General features: G+C 72.5%; 20 protein-coding genes. 12 read left to right on the top strand and 8 right to left on the bottom strand.

The genetic code is table 11. The features are described from left to right. Positions 1–85: 85 nt before the first annotated feature. Positions 86–733 carry an SRPBCC family protein gene (locus ACFYWL_RS20490; RefSeq protein ID WP_386974926.1) on the bottom strand — a complete coding sequence of 216 codons (648 nt, stop codon included), beginning with the start codon at positions 731–733 and terminating at the stop codon, positions 86–88. Continuing rightward, positions 730–1122, bottom strand: coding sequence for an ArsR/SmtB family transcription factor (locus ACFYWL_RS20485; protein WP_386974924.1), 393 nt, complete (start codon positions 1120–1122; stop codon positions 730–732). The genes ACFYWL_RS20490 and ACFYWL_RS20485 overlap by 4 nt, the downstream gene beginning before the upstream one ends. 102 nt (positions 1123–1224) lie before the next feature. Between ACFYWL_RS20485 and ACFYWL_RS20480 the strand changes: the two genes are divergently transcribed. Continuing rightward, the gene (locus ACFYWL_RS20480; protein WP_386974922.1) at positions 1225–1623 is read left to right on the top strand and encodes a YciI family protein; all 399 of its coding nucleotides are present in this window, start codon (positions 1225–1227) and stop codon (positions 1621–1623) included. A gap of 473 nt (positions 1624–2096) precedes the next feature. Then, positions 2097–2891, top strand: a complete 795-nt coding sequence (locus tag ACFYWL_RS20475; RefSeq protein WP_386974920.1) for a DUF559 domain-containing protein — start codon at positions 2097–2099, stop codon at positions 2889–2891. Between the two features lie 86 nt (positions 2892–2977). Here the strand turns inward: ACFYWL_RS20475 and ACFYWL_RS20470 are convergent, their stop codons facing one another. Beyond that, a complete protein-coding gene (locus ACFYWL_RS20470; protein ID WP_386974918.1) occupies positions 2978–3445 on the bottom strand; it encodes a MarR family winged helix-turn-helix transcriptional regulator in 468 nt (155 codons plus the stop codon). A gap of 80 nt (positions 3446–3525) precedes the next feature. Here ACFYWL_RS20470 and ACFYWL_RS20465 point away from each other — a divergent pair, with 80 nt between their 5' ends. Both ACFYWL_RS20465 and ACFYWL_RS20460 read left to right on the top strand, forming a co-directional pair. Then, entirely contained in the window at positions 3526–5325 is a 1800-nt protein-coding gene (locus ACFYWL_RS20465) for an ABC transporter ATP-binding protein (RefSeq protein WP_386974916.1), read from the top strand. Between the two features lie 340 nt (positions 5326–5665). Continuing rightward, complete coding sequence (locus ACFYWL_RS20460) at positions 5666–8371, top strand: hypothetical protein (protein WP_386974914.1); 2706 nt, start codon at positions 5666–5668, stop codon at positions 8369–8371. A 6-nt stretch (positions 8372–8377) separates the two neighbouring features. Here ACFYWL_RS20460 and ACFYWL_RS20455 read toward each other — a convergent pair whose 3' ends face one another. Genes ACFYWL_RS20455 through ACFYWL_RS20445 form a run of 3 tightly spaced genes read right to left on the bottom strand, consistent with a single transcriptional unit; the run spans position 8378 to position 9614 of the window. Next, positions 8378–8941, bottom strand: coding sequence for a GNAT family N-acetyltransferase (locus ACFYWL_RS20455; RefSeq protein ID WP_386974912.1), 564 nt, complete (start codon positions 8939–8941; stop codon positions 8378–8380). 59 nt (positions 8942–9000) lie between these two features. Further along, positions 9001–9318 (bottom strand): hypothetical protein, encoded by a 318-nt coding sequence (locus ACFYWL_RS20450; protein ID WP_386974910.1) that lies wholly within the window; start codon positions 9316–9318, stop codon positions 9001–9003. A 2-nt stretch (positions 9319–9320) separates the two neighbouring features. Beyond that, complete coding sequence (locus tag ACFYWL_RS20445; RefSeq protein WP_386974908.1) at positions 9321–9614, bottom strand: cell division protein DivIVA; 294 nt, start codon at positions 9612–9614, stop codon at positions 9321–9323. Positions 9615–9827: 213 nt separating this feature from the next. Here ACFYWL_RS20445 and ACFYWL_RS20440 point away from each other — a divergent pair, with 213 nt between their 5' ends. From ACFYWL_RS20440 to ACFYWL_RS20410, 7 genes are all read left to right on the top strand, one after another. Continuing rightward, positions 9828–10067: a winged helix-turn-helix domain-containing protein gene (locus tag ACFYWL_RS20440; RefSeq protein ID WP_386974906.1), complete on the top strand. Its 240-nt coding sequence runs from the start codon at positions 9828–9830 to the stop codon at positions 10065–10067. Positions 10068–10214: 147 nt separating this feature from the next. After that, the gene (locus ACFYWL_RS20435) at positions 10215–10448 is read left to right on the top strand and encodes a hypothetical protein (RefSeq protein ID WP_386975030.1); all 234 of its coding nucleotides are present in this window, start codon (positions 10215–10217) and stop codon (positions 10446–10448) included. A gap of 340 nt (positions 10449–10788) precedes the next feature. Next, positions 10789–11682 (top strand): hypothetical protein, encoded by an 894-nt coding sequence (locus ACFYWL_RS20430; protein WP_386974904.1) that lies wholly within the window; start codon positions 10789–10791, stop codon positions 11680–11682. Positions 11683–11717: 35 nt separating this feature from the next. Beyond that, complete coding sequence (locus ACFYWL_RS20425; RefSeq protein ID WP_386974902.1) at positions 11718–12128, top strand: nucleoside 2-deoxyribosyltransferase; 411 nt, start codon at positions 11718–11720, stop codon at positions 12126–12128. Further along, complete coding sequence (locus ACFYWL_RS20420; protein WP_386974900.1) at positions 12125–12796, top strand: hypothetical protein; 672 nt, start codon at positions 12125–12127, stop codon at positions 12794–12796. The genes ACFYWL_RS20425 and ACFYWL_RS20420 overlap by 4 nt, the downstream gene beginning before the upstream one ends. Next, the gene (locus ACFYWL_RS20415) at positions 12786–13406 is read left to right on the top strand and encodes a thymidylate synthase (protein WP_386974898.1); all 621 of its coding nucleotides are present in this window, start codon (positions 12786–12788) and stop codon (positions 13404–13406) included. Before ACFYWL_RS20420 ends, ACFYWL_RS20415 begins: the two co-directional genes overlap by 11 nt. Continuing rightward, the gene (locus ACFYWL_RS20410; RefSeq protein ID WP_386974896.1) at positions 13403–14362 is read left to right on the top strand and encodes a hypothetical protein; all 960 of its coding nucleotides are present in this window, start codon (positions 13403–13405) and stop codon (positions 14360–14362) included. Before ACFYWL_RS20415 ends, ACFYWL_RS20410 begins: the two co-directional genes overlap by 4 nt. Here ACFYWL_RS20410 and ACFYWL_RS20405 read toward each other — a convergent pair. After that, positions 14310–14786 (bottom strand): hypothetical protein, encoded by a 477-nt coding sequence (locus ACFYWL_RS20405; protein ID WP_386974894.1) that lies wholly within the window; start codon positions 14784–14786, stop codon positions 14310–14312. The two genes, ACFYWL_RS20410 and ACFYWL_RS20405, sit on opposite strands and share 53 nt — an antisense overlap. Positions 14787–15318: 532 nt before the next feature. Here ACFYWL_RS20405 and ACFYWL_RS20400 point away from each other — a divergent pair. Then, positions 15319–15516, top strand: a complete 198-nt coding sequence (locus ACFYWL_RS20400) for a hypothetical protein (RefSeq protein WP_386974892.1) — start codon at positions 15319–15321, stop codon at positions 15514–15516. A 128-nt stretch (positions 15517–15644) separates the two neighbouring features. On the opposite strand, the gene ACFYWL_RS20395 is transcribed toward ACFYWL_RS20400, so the two are convergent. Beyond that, entirely contained in the window at positions 15645–18371 is a 2727-nt protein-coding gene (locus ACFYWL_RS20395; RefSeq protein WP_386974890.1) for a hypothetical protein, read from the bottom strand. Positions 18372–18378 lie beyond the last annotated feature (7 nt).

Genomic DNA, 18378 nt, shown 5'->3' with positions numbered 1-18378 from the left:
CGCTGGTTTACCCTGCGGCCGGCCCGAGCGGGTCGACCTGCCGGCCGGTCCGGCCGCGACCAGGCCGACCCGTCGGCCGCGCCGGTCAGCCGGCCGGGGTCCCCGTGTACGCCTCCGTGGTCCGCTGCGCCGCGGCGGCGGCCTGGGCCGGATCGGTGCCGGCCGCCACGCTCGCCTCGCCCCAGAGCCGGCTGACCGTCACCAGGAACTCCCGGCCCTCGGCCGAGGCCGCCCACTCGGCCCCCCGCGCGGCCGGGTTGTCGTCGCCGCCGTCCCCGGCGTGCAGGTAGGTGGCCAGCCCGACCAGCCCCATGTCCCAGCCGACCCCGACCGCGCCCGGCCCGAACCGGTCCCAGATCGCGTCGTCGACGTGCGCGACGTGCTCCAGCGTGAACCGGGTCCGGCCGTCGGGCTCCGGGGACAGCCGCACCTCGATCCAGCTCACCTGGTCACCCATCTCCCAGGTGGCGGCGAAGCTCTCCGGCGGGTCGCAGCGCTGCACCTCGCCGCCCGCGTTGCCCTCGAACTGGTACCGGCCGTGCAGCCGCAGCTCGCCGCTGATCGGCAGGAACCAGCGTGGGATGCGCTCGGCGTTGGTGCAGGCGTCCCAGACGTCCTCGACCGGCGCGTCGTACGTCTGGCTGATGGTCAGCACCCGGGCCTGCCCGGCGGGCAGCACGCGGTCGCCCACCCACCGTCGCACGCCGCTGATCTGATGCGTCGCGTCGATCATTCTCGTCTCCTCTTCTCGGGTCCCTCGTTCTCGGGCCCTTCGGGCTTTTCGGCTTCTGCCGCCAGGCGGCGTTCCCGGCGGCCCCGGGCCAGCTCGGTGGCCAGGGCGTGCAGGGGTGGGGTCCAGAACCGGCGGAAGTGGCCGAGCCAGTCGTCGACCTCGCGCAGCGGCTCCGGGTTGACCGCGTACAGCCGGCGGGTCCCCTGCGGGCGCACGGTGGCGAAGCCGCTGTCGCGCAGCACCCGCAGGTGCTGGGACACGGCCGGCTGGGAGATGCCGAACTCGGCCCGGATCACCGCGCAGACGGACCCGGCGCTCCGCTCGCCCTCGGCGAGCAGCTCGAGGATCCGCCGGCGCACGGGCTCGCCCAGCACGTCGAAGGCATGCATCCCTCTTTTATATCAGAGCCGCCTTATATAAGCCGAAGATGGATAAGAATCGTCGGGCGGCGTGTCGATCGCCGCCGGTCCCGTTCGTCTGGAGGGTGCAGGGTGGAGTTGGCGGCGGGCACCGCGCCGGCCGCGGCCGAGGAGGACGACATGGGGCAGTACCTGATCAGCATCTACCACCCGGCCGACACGGGGCGGCCGGAGCCGGAGTTCCTCGCCGGGGTGATGCGTGAGGTCGAGGCGATCCACCACGAGTTGGTGGAAGCCGGTTCCTGGGTCTTCGGGCAGGGCCTGCACGCGCCGGAGACGGCCACCGTGCTGCGGGCCGACGGCGACGAGATGCTGGTGACCGACGGTCCGTTCGCCGAGGGCAAGGAGCACCTCGGCGGGATCACCATCGTCTCGGCGCCGGACCTCGACGCCGCCCTCGACTGGGGCCGCCGCTACGCGCGGGCCACCACCCTGCCGGTCGAGGTCCGTCCCTTCGCGGGCGGGTCCTGACCGGCGTGCCCGGGCCCGCCGGCGTCGAGGCCACCGACGTCGAGGCCACCGACGTCGAACGCGCCTTCCGGTCCGGCCACGGTCGCGCCGTCGCGGTGTTGATCCGCCGCCGATATCGCCCGCCGCAGGCCGGGGTTGCGCCCCCGTGATCGGCTGTCGAGAAGTGAGCCGACACGCCGACCATCGTCTCCGGAATCCGCAGACGATCAAGGACGTTTACCACATCCCCGCCCCGAACGGGCCTCGTCCACAGCGGAGAGCCCGTCCACAGCCGACGGCCGACGGGGTTGCGGCACGGGGCCGGGCGCCGACACCGTCCATGCCATGGACGAACCGCTGCGAGCACTGCTGGACCGCCATGGCGGCCTGCTCACCCGATCACTGGCGACCCAGGTGGTGCCCGCCTGGGTGCTGCGACACGCGGTGGACACCGGCGCCCTGCTCCGCGTCCTGCCCGGCGTCTACGCCGAGTCGTGCCGGACACGGCCGGGGGCTCTGCCGGGCTCGCCGCGCTCCCGCCCGAGCTGCGGCACCGCGCCGCCGTGGCGTACGGCCAGGGCGGGGGCGCGCTCGGCGGGCCTACCGCCCTGCACGCCTGGGGTGTGCGCCGGCAACCCGACGACGAGGCCGTGCACCTCGACGTGCCGGCCCGCTCGGGGCTCCGCTCCCGGCCACCGCACGTGGTGCTGCACCACCGGCACGGCTTCCGCCCCGAGCCGCCGCAGGCGGTGACCCGCCGGGGCCTGCCCGTCGTCCGGCTGGAACGGGCGCTGGTCGACGCCTGGCCGCTGCTGCCGGCCGTGGACCGCCCCGCCCCGCTGATCCGCGCCGTCAACGACGGCCTGACCACCCCGGCGCGCCTCGGGCAGGCGCTCGCGCAGGCGCCCCGGCTGGCCCGCCGCGCCGAGCTGCGCGTGCTGCTGGACCGGCTGTCCGCCGGCTGCCGCAGCCCGCTGGAGGTGTGGGGACACGACCACGTCTTCACCGGGGCACAGATGCCCCGGCTGCGCCGCCAGTTCCGGGTACGGATCGAGGGGCGCACCATGTATCTCGACGCCTACGCCGAGCGGGAACGGGTCGACTTCGAGCTGGACGGGGCGACCGCGCACGGTGACCCCCGGCAGCGGGAGATCGACCTGCGCCGCGACGCGTTGCTGGCGACCCGGGGCATCCTCGTGGTGCGCTTCGCCCACCGCAGGCTGGTGCGCGAGCCGGACCGGGTACGCGCCGAGGTGCTGGCCATCCTCGCCAGCCGGCGGGCGAGCTGACGAGCTGTGGGCTGGTGGGCTGTGGGCTGGTGGGGTGTCGGCGCGTCGGACCGACCGGGCGCAGAAGGAGGCGGGGAGGCCGGCGGTCAGTCGCGCAGGGTCCGCAGGATGCGGGCCAGGTGGGCCCGGTCGGCGGGGCTGAGCCCGCCGAAGAGGCGCTCGGCCTCGGCGTGCCGGGCGGCGTGGATCGCCGCGCCGACGCGTACCCCCTCGTCGGTGAGGGTGACCAGGGTGGCCCGCCGGTCGGCCGGGTCGGGGCGGCGGGCGACCAGGCCGCGCTCCTGGAGGCCGTCGACGACCTCGGTGGCGGAGCGCGGCGCGATGCGCAGGCGCTCGGCGAGCGCGCTGAGCCGCAGCGCGCCGTGCCGGGTGAGGACGCCCAGCGCCCGGGCCTGCCCGGGGTTGATCTCCCACGGGGCGAGGGACTGCCGGGACAGGTGGCGCAGCCGGCGGGCGACGGCCCAGAAGCTCTCGGCCAGGCCCTCCTCGTCGGCGTTCGCCGCAGTGGCGGACGCCTTCGCGCTGCCGGGGCCCACCGGGATGTCGGCGCTCACCGGAATACGGTAGCAGAGAATGCTGTTGCTCCCTCATGATGAGGTAACCTCAGCATTCTTCTCGACCGGAAGGGCGTCCCTTGGACACACCCACCACCCACCGCGAGGGCCGGGGCGGCCCCCGCACCGTCAGCACCGCAGAGAAGGACCAGGCCCGGCAGGTGCCGCTGCGCCGCGTCGGCCGGCTCTTCGCCCCGTACCGCTGGCAGCTCGCCACCGTCACCGCGATCATCGTGGCCTCCTCGATCGTCGCCATGGCCTCGCCGTTCCTGCTGCGCGCCGTGATCGACCGGGCCCTGCCCGAGCGCGATTTGACGCTGCTGGCCCGCCTGGTCCTCGGCATGGTCGCCGTCGCCGTCGTGACCGCCGCCCTCGGCGTGGTCCAGACCTGGCTCTCCACCCGCGTCGGCCAGCAGGTCATGCACCGGCTGCGCACCGACGTCTTCGCCCACCTGCACCGGCAGTCGATCGCCTTCTTCACCCGCACCCGCACCGGCGAGGTGCAGTCCCGGATCACCAACGACATCGGCGGCATGCAGACGGTGGTCACCTCCACCGCCACCTCGATCGCGGCGAACCTCACCACCGTCGTCGCCACCGCCGTGGCCATGGTGGCGCTGTCCTGGCGGCTGTCGCTGATCTCGCTGGTCGTGCTGCCGCCGTCGATCTGGCTCACCCGCCGGGTCGCCCGGATGCGGCGGGAGATCACCGCCCAGCGGCAGCGCGAGCTGGCCGACCTCAACGTCACCATCGAGGAGGGGCTGTCGATCAGCGGCGTGCAGCTCAGCAAGACCCTCGGCGCGGGCGGCGCGCTCGTCGACCGGTTCACCGCCTCCTCGGCCCGCCTCGTCGACCTGGAGCTGCGCTCCGACCTCGCCGGCCGCTGGCGGATGGCCTCGATGAGCGTCATCTTCGCCGCCATCCCCGCGTTCATCTATCTCGGCGCGGGCCTGCCCGGGGCCGCCGGCACGCTCAGCATCGGCACGCTGGTCGCGTTCACCGCGTTGCAGGGCGGGCTGTTCCGGCCGCTGATGGGCCTGCTCGACGTGGGTGTCTCGGTCACCGCCTCGATGGCGTTGTTCGCCCGGATCTTCGAATATCTCGACCTGCCCGTCGAGGTCGACGACCCCGCGCACCCGGTCGACATCGACCCGCGCCGGATGCGCGGCCACGTGCGGATCGAGGGCGTCACCTTCACCTACCCCGGCAGCGACACCGCCGCCCTGGCCGGGATCACCCTCGACGTCCCGGCCGGCACCGGCCTCGCCGTCGTCGGGCACACCGGCTCCGGCAAGAGCACCCTGGCCGCCCTGGTCAGCCGCCTGCACGACCCGACCGCCGGCCGGGTCACCATCGACGGCGTCGACCTGCGCGACCTGCGGCTGACCGACCTGGCCGCCGTCGTGGGCGTGGTCAGCCAGGAGACCTACCTGCTGCACACCACCGTGCGCGAGAACCTGCGGTACGCCCGACCGGACGCCACCGACGCCGAGATCGAGGACGCGGCCCGCGCCGCGCAGATCCACGACGTCATCGCCGCCCTCCCCGAGGGGTACGACACCATGGTCGGCTCGCGCGGGCACCGCTTCTCCGGCGGGGAGAAGCAGCGCCTCGCCATCGCCCGCACCCTGCTGCGCGACCCCCGGGTGCTCGTCCTCGACGAGGCCACCAGCGCGCTGGACACCGAGACCGAGCGCGCGGTGCAGCGGGCGTTCGACGAGCTGGCCCGGGGACGCACCACGATCACCATCGCCCACCGCCTGTCCACCGTGCGCGACGCCGACCAGATCGCCGTGCTCGACCACGGCCGGATCGTCGAGTCCGGCACCCACGCCGCCCTGCTCGACCATGCAGGCCGCTACGCCACCCTCGCCGCCTGACCCGCTGGTCCCCGAACCCCCTCCCTCCCTCCCACCCCCACCTTCCCGACACCTTCCTCGGTGATCAAGAGAAAAGCGTCAGAGTCGATCTCGACATTGACGCAAACCTCTTGATCAACGGGGTCGAGGTGGGCCAAGGGGGTGGGCGGTCGCGGGTCGGATCGGAAAGTTGACAGTTGCGGTGGAGGGCCCTGGCGTCGTGGCGGAGACCTCGAACCCCGCCTACCATCGAGCGACCGGTTTCACTGTTCGGCGTGTGGCCCGACGGGGTGTTCCTTTCGGCGAGGCGGCGGGACCGACGATGTCGCGGATTCTTCGGCGGGTTTCGAAGCGGGGGAACATGGCCGGCGAGGGGGTGCCCGAGCAGGGTCGGCAGGCGTACGCCCAGTTCCACCGGCTGGTGGAGCTGATCGAGTCGATGGTGCTGCGGCCCGCCCGCCACGGTTGGCGGCTGCCGCTGCTGTGCCTGGTCTCCCGGCCCCGGGCGACGTCCCCGCTGGCCATGTTGGCGCACGTGTTCGCCGGAGACGAGCGGCGGGTGCCGCACGTCCGCCTCGACGCCACCGGCCGGGACGTGCGCGCGCTGCTGCACGAGGCGTACACCGGGCTGACGGCCGGGAACTTCGGCGGCGCGGACCGGCTGGCGTTCCGCCGCTACGCCCTCGCCGACGGGCTCATGCAGGTCGACCTGACCGACGTGCCGACCAACCGGCGACGCCGGGAGCTGACCCGGCAACTGCGCGAGCGGATCTCCCAGCGGGCGGCCTCGGACGGGCAGCAGACACCGCCGGACCCGGGCGGCTGGCTCGGCGTGCTGCTGTGGTTCGTCCTGCGGGTCCTGCCCGGGGCGATGTTCTGGCTGCTGACCAACGGCTGGCTGCTCGGGGCGGGCCGTCGGTTCCGCTGGTTCCTGCGTCAGCAGTATCTCGCCCCCGAGCTCGCGGCCGGCGACTTCGTCGCGTTCGCCAGCCGGCTCACCGTCCCGTCCCGGGCCACGGAGGACCAGGAGCAGATCGACCTGCTGCTGGTGCACGCGTTCCTTGAGGACCTGCGCGTGGAACACCGCCGCCGGCCGTGGCGGCTCAAGCCGTGGCGGCGCACCGCCTGCCCGGTGCTCCTGCTCGACGGCCTCGCCCCGGACAACGGCGGGTACGCCCTGGTCAAGCTGATCAACGCGGTCCGCGACGAGACCGGCCGCTCGGACCCCCTGCTGGTCGTCACGAACGGCCACGACGTGCCGCCGGACGGGCTGTCGCCCACCGACCCGGCCGTCGCCGGCCAGCTCGTGCCGCTCGACGGGGTGGAAGGGGCGTACCGGGCGTGGCGCAGCGGCCTGGCGCGGGCCCGGCGGGCGCGGGAGGACAACGCCTGGTACCTCCAGGTGGAGGTTCCCCCGGCCGACCTCACCCCGTTCCGCAACCGGCTGTCCCGGATCGTGCCGCCCCGCCCGCCGTGGCTGGCCCGGCCGGTCGCCCTCGTCGCGCTGGTCGCCGTCGTGCTGACCACCTTCGGCGTGTGGCAGATTCCCGGGCAGGCGCAGCGGTGGCGGGCGGACTGCGAGTGGCCGCCGTCGGCCACGGGCGGGCTGGTGCACACGGCGGTCCGCGACGGCCAGTGCATCGGCTACAGCGACCACGGGCGGCAACTGTTCAGCCGCGACGAGTCCCTGCTCGCCGTGCAGCGGCAGATCTTCGAGCAGAACCGGGAGGTGGAGGCGGCGTGGGCCGTCCGCCGGGACCGCCCCCGGGTCACCCTGGTCTACTTCGGCTCGCTGACCAAGCCCGACGCGCTGCCCGGGGAGGAGACCTTCGCCGGGGAGCGGGAGGAGCTGCAGGGCATGGCGGCGGCGCAGCGTCGGGCGTACCTGGAGGCCAACGACGACCGGGCCAACCCGTACCTGCGGATCGTGGTCGCCAACGCGGGCCAGGAGATGCGGTACGCCGCCGACGTGGTGCGGATGCTGGCGGACCTGGCCCACGACGAGCCGACGGTGCTCGGCGTGGTGGGACTGGTGGAGAGCCGCAAGGCGGTGCAGGACGCGATCAGGGCACTGGGCGAGATCAACCTGCCCGTGCTCGCGCCGACGCTGTCGGCCGACCGGATCGCCGACGCCTCCAGCCGCTACCTGCAGATCTCCGCGCCGAACATCGACGAGGCCACCCTCGTGCACGACCACGTCACCGAGGTGCTGAAGAAAAAGCGGATCTTCAACTTCTACACGTACGGCAACGTCGACCCGGACGAGGGCGCGCGCGAGGACCTGTACGTCAACACGCTGCGCGACGGGCTGCGGTCCCGCTTCGGCGGCGACGCCTACCAGGAGACGTACTGGCGGCAGGGGGTCGACCTCACGCCGGTCTGCGCCGACCGCTTCGGCGACGGCGTGGTCTTCTTCGGCGGGCGTTACACCGAGTTCGGCGCGTTCGCCGCCCGGCTGGCGGAGAACTGCAGCGGCCGGGTGCCGCTGCTCATCGGCGACGACTCGGTCAACCGCTACCTGGCGAACAGCGCCGCGCGTCGGCCCGCGCCGGACAACCTGCCCCTGGCGTACGTGGTCAAGGGCGAGCTGGCCTACTGCAACCGGATCATCGGCGCGACCGACATCGAGCGCAAGCTCTTCCTCACCGACGTGCGGACGGTGCTGTCGCTGTGCCAGTCCAACTCGCACATCGGGGAGCGGGTCGGGCTGGCCTACGACGCGACCCGGCTGCACCTGCGGGCGGTGCGCACCATCGCCGGCAACCTCTCCGCGCCCGCCGGCCGCGAATGGAACCCCCGGGAGGTCACCCCCACGACGGTGTACGTCACCATCCGCGACGTCGCCGACCCCGCCTACCAGGGGGTGACCGGGCTGATCCGGTTCGACGCCAACGGCATCGCGGCCGGCAAGCGGCTCACGCTGCTCTGCGTGCCCAACATCCGCAAGGCGTTCGACTCGCCGTCGGACGTGCCGAGGGAGATCGACCGGCACCCGATCGACCCGGCGGAGAACAAGCTGTACGGCACCCCGCCCCCGACGCGCCGGGCGTGCACCACGCAGGGGTGAACGCGGCTACCGCCGCTCCCACTGCTCCTTGGTGATCTCGTAGAGCACGCCGCCGTGCTCGGCGCCCTCGATCATCGCCATGTCGGCGGGGACGGGGCTGGTCTCGGTGAGCGTCATGCCGAGCTTCTCCATGACGTTGCGCGAGGCGCGGTTGACGGTCATCGTCTCCGCCCAGACCCTGCGCACCCCGAGCTCCGTGAACGCCTTGCCCAGCAGGGCCCGCGAGCCCTCGGTCGCGTAGCCGTTGCCCCAGGCCGCCCGTCGCAGCCGGTAGCCGAGCTCGACCTCGTCCAGCGGGCCCTGCGGCCCGGGGCGCAGGATGAACCAGCCGACGAACGCGCCGCCGGCCTTCTCGTGCGCGGCGAACAGGCCGAGGTTGCCGTTCCACTTCTCGTAGCCGGCGAGGATGTTCGGCAGGTAGCGCTCGCGGACGACCTCCGGCGGGGTCGGCTCGCCGCCGCTCAGGTAGCGCATCACCTGCGGGTCGCTGTCGAGCTCGATCAGCAGGTCCGCGTCGTCGGCGGTGAACCGGCGCAGCGCCAGCCGCTCGGTGTCCAGATAGGTGTCCACGCGGTGATCGTGCCCGAGGCGCGGCGGGCAGCCCAACGGGTTTTCCCGAGGCCGCCCCCTCACCTCCGCCGCCCGGAAGCCCGACCGACCCCCGAGGGGGTCGACGCGGACCGCTGCGCGGGGCGTGACGACGAGCGACGCGGGACGGCCGCCGTCGCCGGGGCCGCGGGCCGGAGCCCGGCGAGCTGGACGTAGATCTCGCGCTTGGCGGTGGCCAGGCCGCGCTGGTCGAGGACGTAGCCGGCGAGCCAGATCCAGCCGTGGTAGGTCGGCAGGTCGGGCACCGACACGACGCGGAAGGTGACGGCCCGGTCCCCGGCGAACTGCACCGAGGCCCGGCCGTCGACGGTCAGCAGGTCACCGGGGGCCGGGCGCACCGCTACCAGTGACCCCGGTTGGGCCGGGCGTCGTCCGGCGGGACGCACTCCCGGGCGTGCATGACCTGCCAGTCGCGCAGCGCCCGTTTCAGCCGGTCGTTCTCCTGGGCCAGCAGCCGCACGTCCTCGTGCAGCCCGGCCAGCTCGTCGGCCAGCCGGGTTTGGAACTCGCGCACCTGGTCGGCGTCGACGCCCCGCCGACGCGGGTCGAACGCCCAGGTGCGCACCTCGTGCGGGGTCAGCCGGTCGGGCCGGCCCGTTCCGTAGAGCCGGCCGCCTCGATACACGTGGGCCACGACGATCCTTTCCGGGGCAGACGGGAGCGTGGAGCGTGCGTGCGGTGGGTCGGGGCGGGCAGGGCAGACCCGCCCCGACCGGGGGATGAGCCGACCCCGTTGCCACGCGAGGAGGAGCTGCAACAAACATAACTAGGGAACACAGGGAAGTCAAAGCACGTTGTTCAGGCATTCGAAATGTGATCGAATTCGGGGTGCCACGCGAGGAGCGACATGCCCGAATCAGCCGAATACCTCCGCATCGCCGACGACGTCATCGCTGATGTCAGGTCGGGGAAGCTCAAGCCTGGCGACCGCCTGCCGTCGGTCGCCGAGACCCGTGTGAACTACGGAGTCAGCTACGGGACTGTGCAGCTGGCCTACGTCCGGCTTGAGGCGCTGCGGGTGATCCGCCGCCAGCAGGGCAAGGGTGTCTTTGTCACCGACCCGAAGACCTGGATGCGGGAGCCCTGATCGCGACACGGGGTAGCGGTTCATCAGCGGATCGTGTGAACCGCCTAGTGTGATGCGATGCTGGGACCTGCGCGGCGGAGGGAGGCGCGAGTTGATCGGCAAGCTTCAGGACGCGCTTCTCACGCCGGCTGACACCGCCCTCGTTGCCTGGGCAAGGGCACGCCTCGGACGTTGATCGAGGCGGGCTGGACCCTGCACATGGTGAGCGATGTCTTTCCTGCTGATGGCCAGCTCACCGGTGACGACGAGTGGATCGAGTATGGCCTAAAGCGGGGCTGGACGATGCTGGCTCAGGACAAGCGCACCCGCAACCTCGGACCTTACCATTCACTGCCTGAGCAGCGCCGAGTTGACACCAGCGAAGCGCGCCGAGCGCTTTGAGCGTCACCGCGACAGGGAAACCTGGGTGTCCACCTGCTCACCCTACAAAGCGGAAGCGACGGATCTGCGGGCGATTGTGGCCCGGCCGGTGGCGAACCAGCGATGAGGAAATGACGGATATCTGACGTCACTGCCGGATCGGTGTCCACTGCGCAGTCGATACCCTGTCCTGAGCGCTCCGCTGATCGCGCGACGTGGCCGCGGGCGTACCCCGACGGAGGATCGCGTGGCTGAATCGACACCGTCCCCCGGGCCCGACGGTGGCCGGCTGCTAGCCCGGTCCTATCGCATCGTCAACGCCGGGGCTGGCGAATTCGCATTCACCGATCTCAGGACGACGGTGCTCGGGGGTGTGCAGGGCCGGCAGTTCCGCCTCTTCACGCCGGTCAGGCGCGAGCGGCTGCGGCTGCCCACCTCCCTGCCCGAGTTCGCGGCCCTGCGGCACGAGGCCAACCTGTCGGACAGCCCGCTCGCCGTGGCCGCCGAGCTCGGCGGGCACTGGAGCGAACACAACCTCGCCGCCATCACCCACGTCGCCGCCTGCAACTTCCGGTGCCCCTACTGCTATGTGGACTTCGCTCACCTGTCCGGCGCGGACAGCTTCGTGGCCACGGCGGCGGCGGTCGTGGACGAGTTCGTCCTGCTCCGACGATCGCTGCGGGCGTCCGGTCGCGGGCTGAGCCTGCTGCGGCTCAGCGGCGGCGAACCGCTGCTGGCACCGGCCCTCGTGCTCGGCGTCCTGCGCGAGCTGCGCCGCCGTGAGCTGCTCGGCTCGACCGTGCTCAAGGTGGAGTCCAACGTCTCGGCACTGCCGTACGCGTGGCGGGAGAGCGCGCTGCGGCTGACCGCGGGCGACGCCGCCGAGCTGCCCCGGGTGAAGCTGCACACCACCCTCCACTTCCCGCCGGGCGCGCGGCTCTGGCCGGCGATCCGCCGCGGCGTCGAGTTCGCCGTCGGCCTCGGCTTCGACGTGTATCCGGCCGTCGGCGCCAACGACTGGAGCGTGGCCGACCTGGAACGGCTCCACGACGAGCTGGGCGCGATCAGCCCCGGTCTGCCCGCCCGGCTGGCGGTGCGGCCGTTCCACCTCGACTATCCCGTGCTGGCCGACCGGCGGTTGCTGCCCCGCCCCAGGGAGGTCGAGGCGCCGTCCGTGCTGTGGGAGAGGATCCTTCTCCGCCGGTCGGGTGCGAGATATCTCGAAAGACCCCGGCACCTCGTGTCGTTGACCTGATGTTCGCATTATCGGAAACGACGGAGAGAGTTCCCTTGATCAGCTCAGTCACGATCTGCAGCAGTTCGAAGTTCTACGACACCGCGCGGCGGGCCGAGGAGATTCTTCGAAAGGCCGGCCTGACCGTCTACACCCCCCGCTACGACTACAGCGAGGAACAGGTGCGCGTCGGCGAGTCGGACAAGATCCGCCTCACCCGGGAGTTCCTCGACAAGATCGCCAGATCCGACGCGGTATTCGTCATCGCCAACGGCGGATATGCGGGGGCGAGCGTCTGCATCGAAGTGGGCTACGCCGTGGGCCAGGGTAAGGCCGTCGTGTTCTCCGAAGAGCCGGCCGAGTTCGCCCTGCGCGCGTTGGCCGACGCGGTGGTGCCGGTCGACGAGATCGGTGACGCGGTGCGGCGGATCGACCGGGACGCGCACCACTCTGGCGGCCCCGCGTGATCGTGGCCGCGCCCGGCTCGTCGAGCCGCCTGCACGGCCCGGCCGCCGAGCTGACCGGCGGCCTCTTTCCCGGGCTGGCAGTCGGCCACCCGCGCTCCCTGTGGCACCGCGCCGCAGGCGACACCCTGGTCCTGTGCCGGGGGTTCGACATTCCGCGGCTGGTGTCGACCGGCGTGGTCGACATCGGGATCACCGGCTACGACACGTGCGTCGAATGGTCGCTCGCCAGCGGCGCCGGGCTCGTGCTGCGCGCGTTGCCCGCCGCGCGGACGTCGTTCGTCACCTACTGCACGGTCACCGGCCGGGACGTGCGGACCATCTACACCGAATACCCGGCGCTCACCCGGGCGTGGCTCGCGGCGCGGGCCGACGCGGGGCAGCCGCGCGTCGTGCCGCTGCGCGGCTCCACCGAAGGGGTGATCAGGGCGGACCCGCACGGGGCAGGCGTGCTGCTGGTGACCTCGGGCGAGACCATGGCGGCGAACGGGCTCGACCACGACGTCCCGCTGCTGGCGACGGACGTGTGCCTGGCGACCCGGGCCGGTGCGCCCCCCGCCCCGGGGCTGATCGACGTCGAGTCGCTGCCCGTGCTGGAGCTGCCGTCCTTCGGCCGGGATGCCGTGCCGAGGCAGTGGGAAGGGCTTCGGGAGGTGGACGGTGGAGCTTGAGATCGCCACGGTCGCGTCCGGCTGGTCCGACGTCGTCGCGTTGTTCGCCGGGGACCTGCCCGTCCGGATCGCCACCCGGCACGGCGTGTCGTTCGACCTCCCCGGCCTGACGGTGTGGCTGCGGAACCCGGCCGACCTCACGCCACCACCCGGGTACCCCTACCCCGAGTTGATCAAGGACTACCGGGACCGCCTCTTCGGTGACCAGCGGGAGTCGTCGCTGCTGCATCAACGGCTGCGCCGGTGGGCCCCGGCCGACGGCACACCGGTCGACCAGTTCGCCCAGGCCGTCGCGCTGCTGCGCCAGGACGAGCACAGCCGGTCGGCGGTCTTCTCGACCTGGCAGCCGGAGGAGGACCTCGGCGGCCGGTTCCCCGTCTCGCCGGTGGGTGGGGCGTTGCGGATCGTCGCCGACGAGTTGGTCCTCTTCCTGACCGCGCGCAGCGTCGACGTCTGGGTGGGCCTGGTGCCCGAGCTGCTCGCCTTCGCGCAGCTCGCCTCGGACGCTGCCTTGGACCTGGGGCTGACCCGCAGCCAGGTGTGCTACCAGGCGTGGAGCGCGCACCTCTACGAGGTCGACTACCTGACCTACCTGTCGGGGACGCGATGACCCGCTCGCTGACGCTGCTCGACAGCGGCGTGATCGACCCGCACACGATCGACAAGCTCCTCCAGTCGGTCGTGTTCTTCTCCGACCGGGTCGTGCTGCGCGCCTCCTTCGAGGTCGCCTCGGCGTACCGCGATCGGGCTGCGGAGATCAACCGGCGGATCGACGACCTGCACGACGCGGGCCTGGTCGGACTCTGGGGCCACGAATACGAGGTGGACGACGCGGGCCGGGTCCGGGTAGGCCGCGCCGCCGGGAGCGGCCGGCGGGCCGACCTGGTCATCCCGCAGGGGCAGTTGCGCGAGAGCCTGACCCGGATGGACGAGGTGATGCGCGCGGTCCGGGAGGAGGCGTACCGGCCGGCGGTGGACGGGGCACGGCCGCTGCGGCAGGGGGCGGCGGAGATCGTCAGCCTGCGTAGCCACCTGGCCTCCCTGGTCATCTCCTCCGAGCTGCGGCAGGACGGGATGCTGACCAACCCGGCCGTGCGGACCCACCTGGTCGGCGGCCTCGGGCAGCAACCGGCCCAACGGTTCGAGGCGGCGGTCGTGCGGGACGTCCTCGGGCAGTTGCGGATCGGCTCGCTCGGCCAGCTCAGCCTGGCGCAGATCGTCGAGGCACGGCGGTTCAACGACGCCTTCCGCACCCTGCTGGACGACTCGCTGCTCGCGGTGGCGCGCGGCTACGACCCGGTGCTGACCCCGGAGGCCACCGCGCGCGAGCTGACCCGCCGCTACCGCGAGACGGTGGCGGAGTTCGCCCGGCCCCGGGTCGCCCGGCAGGTGGCGGAGGAGATCGCCTGGGACGTCCTCGGGGCGACCGTTCCCTCGACGGTGGTCCTCAAGTACGGGCTGCGTGCCCTAACCTGGCGCAAGGCGGCCCAGCGGGCCCGGCCCTTTCTGCTGCTCATGCACCTCGAACGGGCGCTTCGGTCACCTGCCCGGCCCGGTGGTGCCTGACCAGCGCGGCCTCCACGTCAGCCAGCATCCGGTCCGCGTGCGGCGGCGACAGCATCCGCAGGTGCCACAACGCGACCGCCACATGCCCGCCGGAACCCGCCTCGTCGCCGTCGTGCCGGCTCGCGCCGTAGGACCACACGAGCAGCAGGGCCAGCGCGTAGCCGGTGTCGGGGTAGGCGTACCGCAGGTCGAGCCAGGAGCGGGAACCGGGCGGGAGCAGGAAGACCCGGCCGTCGCGGCGGGCCCGCGCCAGGCTCTCGGACAGGTGCGGCACGTCCTGCTCCGGCGCGTCGGGCGCCACCCGCCAGCTGACGTCGTACGCCGCGCTCAGCGCCGCCGTCGCCGACACCACCACGAGGCACTCGTCGCGGTCGAGAAGGCGCGGGCTGCCCGGCAGCCGAAGCCTGCCTATGGCGCGTCGCATGGCCCAAAGCCTGCCATGCGCTCCGTCGCCCTTCAAACACCGACAGGGGTGGACCATGTCGGCTGGGCGGTGCTGCCCCGGTTGGTCGTGCGGCCCACGGCACGACCCGACCAGCTCAGCTGGCTGACTGGCGTACCGCTGCCGACGGGCGTCCTCGTCGGCTCGCCAGGTCCGTCGGTGCCTTACGTGCAGGGGCGAGCCTTCATAGTTGAGTACGACCAGTCGTTCCGCCCGTTCGGGGTGAACGACACCAGGACAAGCGCGACTGCGTCCTCCCGACGCTGTTTCGGACGATGGGCGGGGCGGCGGGGCGCGAACACGGGACCCGTCGCGCCCCGCCGCACGTCAGCGAACAAACTGGATGCTGAGGTGTGAGGACGCGTGCTCGGGTGTTCGGCGGCCTCGATCCTGGCGGTGAGACCGCTACGCCTCGGCAAGCCGCTCGCTTGACTGGGGCTGCGCATACTGGAGGTAGCGATTCGCCTACGGGCCGTTGTTCGGGCCCGTGGTCGCCCGATGGACGGAGGCTGACGTGCGTTGGCTCGTGCTCCTCGTCATCCTGTTGGTAGCTGTGGCAGCCGTCTGGCTGTGGCGCCCTTCCCGGCGGGCATCGATCGACGCCTCCGGCCGGGTTCTTGATCAGCAGGCGTCGACCGAAGCCCGGAGAAGGCTCGACGAGCATCGCAACCGAAGCGACGGCAGCGGTGGGGTTGGCGGCTGGAGCCGGTGAGCCGAGGCGGCGGTCGTCCGTCACCGTTCACACATCGACAGGGTGGGACAGGGCTGCCGGACCGGCGTCGTCGCCGGCCCGGCGGCCCGCCTGTCACGCTGTGACGGCCACCCGGCGTCGCCGATGCCTCACGTGCAGGGGCGCGCCCCCAGGTAGGTGCTGCCGTCGCCGCTGCCGCCCTCCGGGTCGAGGGCGTAGACGTGGATCTGCGTGCCCGGCGTACACCCGGACAGCGTGAACCGGAAGCCGTGCACGCCGGTGATGCCGAAGTAGGCGTTCACGTCCGGCCGGTTGGTCGCGGTCGGGAAGTCGCCCAGGTACGTTCCCACGCCCGCCGGCCCGCCCCGGTAGACGGCCACCGTCGAGGAGGTCCCCGGCTGGTCGGTGTCGACCGCCCAGCCCTCCACTGTGGAGCCGGTGAGCAGCTCGAAGTTGCCGCGCGGGGGCGAGGTCCAGCGGAACACGCGGGTGTCGCCCGCGTTGAACGGCAGGTTCGCCAGTTGCGCGCAGTTGCGGCACAGCTCGACGTCGCTGGGGTACAGGGCGGTCTCGTACACCCGGGGCATGGTCTGCGGCAGCCGGACGGTCTTCGTGCCGGTGGTGCCGGCGTGCACCATCAGCGTGTTGCCGGCGGCCTCCACGACGTCGCCGGCCGGCGCGAAGTGGTGCACGCCCGCGTCCTCGCTGATCCTGCGCAGCGCGGCCAGCGGCAGCTTGGGCGCGGCGGCGTACACCGACGTCCAGCTTCCGCCCGCGACGGGGATGGACTTGCGGGCCAGGGAGACCCCGCCCGCCTGGTACGTGCCCAGCGTCGTCGCGCCCGCGTCGGTCACGGTGAACCACGGCGTCAGCGGGTACGCCGGCCCGCCGCTCTGCCCGACGAACGAGTAGGTCTGCCCCAGGTTGGGCGTGCCGGTGCCCTTGGTGACCGTGATGCCGGTGAGCGCGGCCATCGAGGCGGTGGAGGCGGCCTGGTCGCCCTGCACGTACCCGGCGGCGTACAGCGACAGCACGGTGCGGCCGGGGGTCTTCAGCCTGGTGTCGATCGCCGAGCGCACCGTCGGGGAGACCGCGTAGGCGTTGGGCAGGACGGCGAGCTTGATCGCGCTCAGGTCGAGGTTGCCCTTGGCCAGGTCGCTGAGCAGGTAGTGCCGCACGGGCGTGCCCAGCCGGGTCAGGTCGTCCACCAGGTTGGAGAGCTGGTCGCTGGCGAAGGCGTACGAGTTCTCCCCGGCGGGGGTCAGGCCGGGCTGGTAGTTGGCCGACACGTCGTCGACGAAGACTGCGACCTGCGGCTGGTAGGCGTTCGCCCCGCCGTGCTGGATCCTGTCGGCGGCCCGGAACACCGACTGGAGGTTCGCCCACAGGGCCTCCGAGTCGCCGGCGCGCGCCGGGTCGCCGAACCAGCCGACGCCCTGCAGGTCGAGGAAGTGCAGCGCCCGGCCGCCGATCGCGGCGGTGGTCAGGTTGCGGCGCAGCAGGCGGATGCTGTCCCACAGGTTCGTGGCGGTCTGGAACGGGATCGGCTGGCAGTTCGTCGGCGCGCAGGCCAGCAGGGTACGCGTGTCGTCCTCGTCCAACCACAGCTTGTTTGCCAGCCGCATGGTGTCCGGCGGCCCCTGCTGGACGAAGCCGTTGCCGAGGCTGCGGCTGTCGCCGTACGAGTAGGGCACGCCGATGATGTCCACGGACGGGCTGTCGACAAGCGTCGCCAGGTCGTTGCTCCCGCTGATCGCCAGCTCGGTGCGCAGGCCGTAGAGGTAGCCGTAGAAGGCGGCGGTGAGGATGCGGTTGCCGGTGACCTGCTTGGCCCTGGCCAGCAGCCGGGTGATGGCGGCGACGTTGCGCGACGACAGGTACTGGTTGTACTTGGCGGCCCGCAGCGAGTTGAGGTCGGCCGGGTCCAGCACGGTGCCGCGCGACGCCCCCGAGGCCGGTGGCGACTGGCCGGGGACGGCGTTGTTGCGTTCGGTGGGGGTGGCCGACCGGCAGCCCGGGACCAGGCTCGCCGGCAGCGTGCTCCACGCGCAGAAGCCGGCTTCGGCGCTGGCGGAGTAGTCGTCCAGGTAGAACGAGTGCCGCCCGCGCGGGCCGGGCCGGGTGCCGGCGTCGTTGGTCCAGGGGTAGAGCTGGCAGACCCGCACGCCGTCGGCGCCGGTGGCGCACAGGCTCGGGCTGCCCCAGTCCAGCATCTTGTTGGTGGTGTCGTCGTAGCCGTACGGCCGGTAGAACCACTCGCCGCCGTTCTCGTAGGCGATCAGCACCGCCATGACCCGGCCGGGATACTGGGCGTCCATCCGCGTCAGCACCCGGCTGATCTGCTGTTCCTGGTAGGCCAGCCACGCCTCGCTGAACGTCCACGGGTGGCCCGCGCCGTTCGTGTCGTCGCGGACGTTGCCCTGGAGGTCCTTCATCCGCATGGGCTCGGCGTCGGGCGGCGCGTCCTGCAGGTACATGCGCACCATCAGGTACGGGCGGGGGTTGAGCTGGTTGAGCCGGCCGGCCAACTGGTCGATGAAGGCGTCGCTGGTGTTGTTGAGGTGCACCTGGAGCATGGGCGCGACGTTCATCTCCGGCGCGGCCGTGTTCGCCGCCGCCAGCTGGGCCTGGTAGTTGAAGTACGACCAGTTGTCCTGCCCGATCGGCGCGCTCTGTGTGTTGAGCGCCATGAAGAACGGCGTGGTCGTCCGGCAGCCGCCGCCCTGGTCGCAGAGCTGGATCACCTTACGGCCGTTGCGGTTGACGATCGTCGACTGCGGCCCGGACCAGCCGTCGGCGTGGGCGTACGCGGTGGGCAGGACCGGGGTGAACGGCAGCACGATGAGCGCGGCCAGTACGGCGAGCAGTCGTCTCATGCGTCCT

The sequence above is a fragment of the Micromonospora sp. NPDC002575 genome (assembly GCF_042889525.1).
In the GTDB taxonomy this organism is placed as follows: domain Bacteria; phylum Actinomycetota; class Actinomycetes; order Mycobacteriales; family Micromonosporaceae; genus Micromonospora; species Micromonospora carbonacea.
Note: the sequence above shows the minus strand (reverse complement) of the source record. Positions and strands in the feature narration are given on the sequence as shown.

Excerpts from the sequence above, each read along its gene's own strand:
- ACFYWL_RS20490 (WP_386974926.1), bottom strand. The coding sequence starts at position 733 with ATGATCGACGCGACGCATCAGATCAGCGGCGTGCGACGGTGGGTGGGC.
- ACFYWL_RS20485 (WP_386974924.1), bottom strand. The coding sequence starts at position 1,122 with ATGCATGCCTTCGACGTGCTGGGCGAGCCCGTGCGCCGGCGGATCCTC.
- ACFYWL_RS20460 (WP_386974914.1), top strand. The coding sequence starts at position 5,666 with ATGGCCGGCGAGGGGGTGCCCGAGCAGGGTCGGCAGGCGTACGCCCAG.
- ACFYWL_RS20440 (WP_386974906.1), top strand. The coding sequence starts at position 9,828 with ATGCCCGAATCAGCCGAATACCTCCGCATCGCCGACGACGTCATCGCT.
- ACFYWL_RS20410 (WP_386974896.1), top strand. The coding sequence starts at position 13,403 with ATGACCCGCTCGCTGACGCTGCTCGACAGCGGCGTGATCGACCCGCAC.
- ACFYWL_RS20405 (WP_386974894.1), bottom strand. The coding sequence starts at position 14,786 with ATGCGACGCGCCATAGGCAGGCTTCGGCTGCCGGGCAGCCCGCGCCTT.
- ACFYWL_RS20395 (WP_386974890.1), bottom strand. The coding sequence starts at position 18,371 with ATGAGACGACTGCTCGCCGTACTGGCCGCGCTCATCGTGCTGCCGTTC.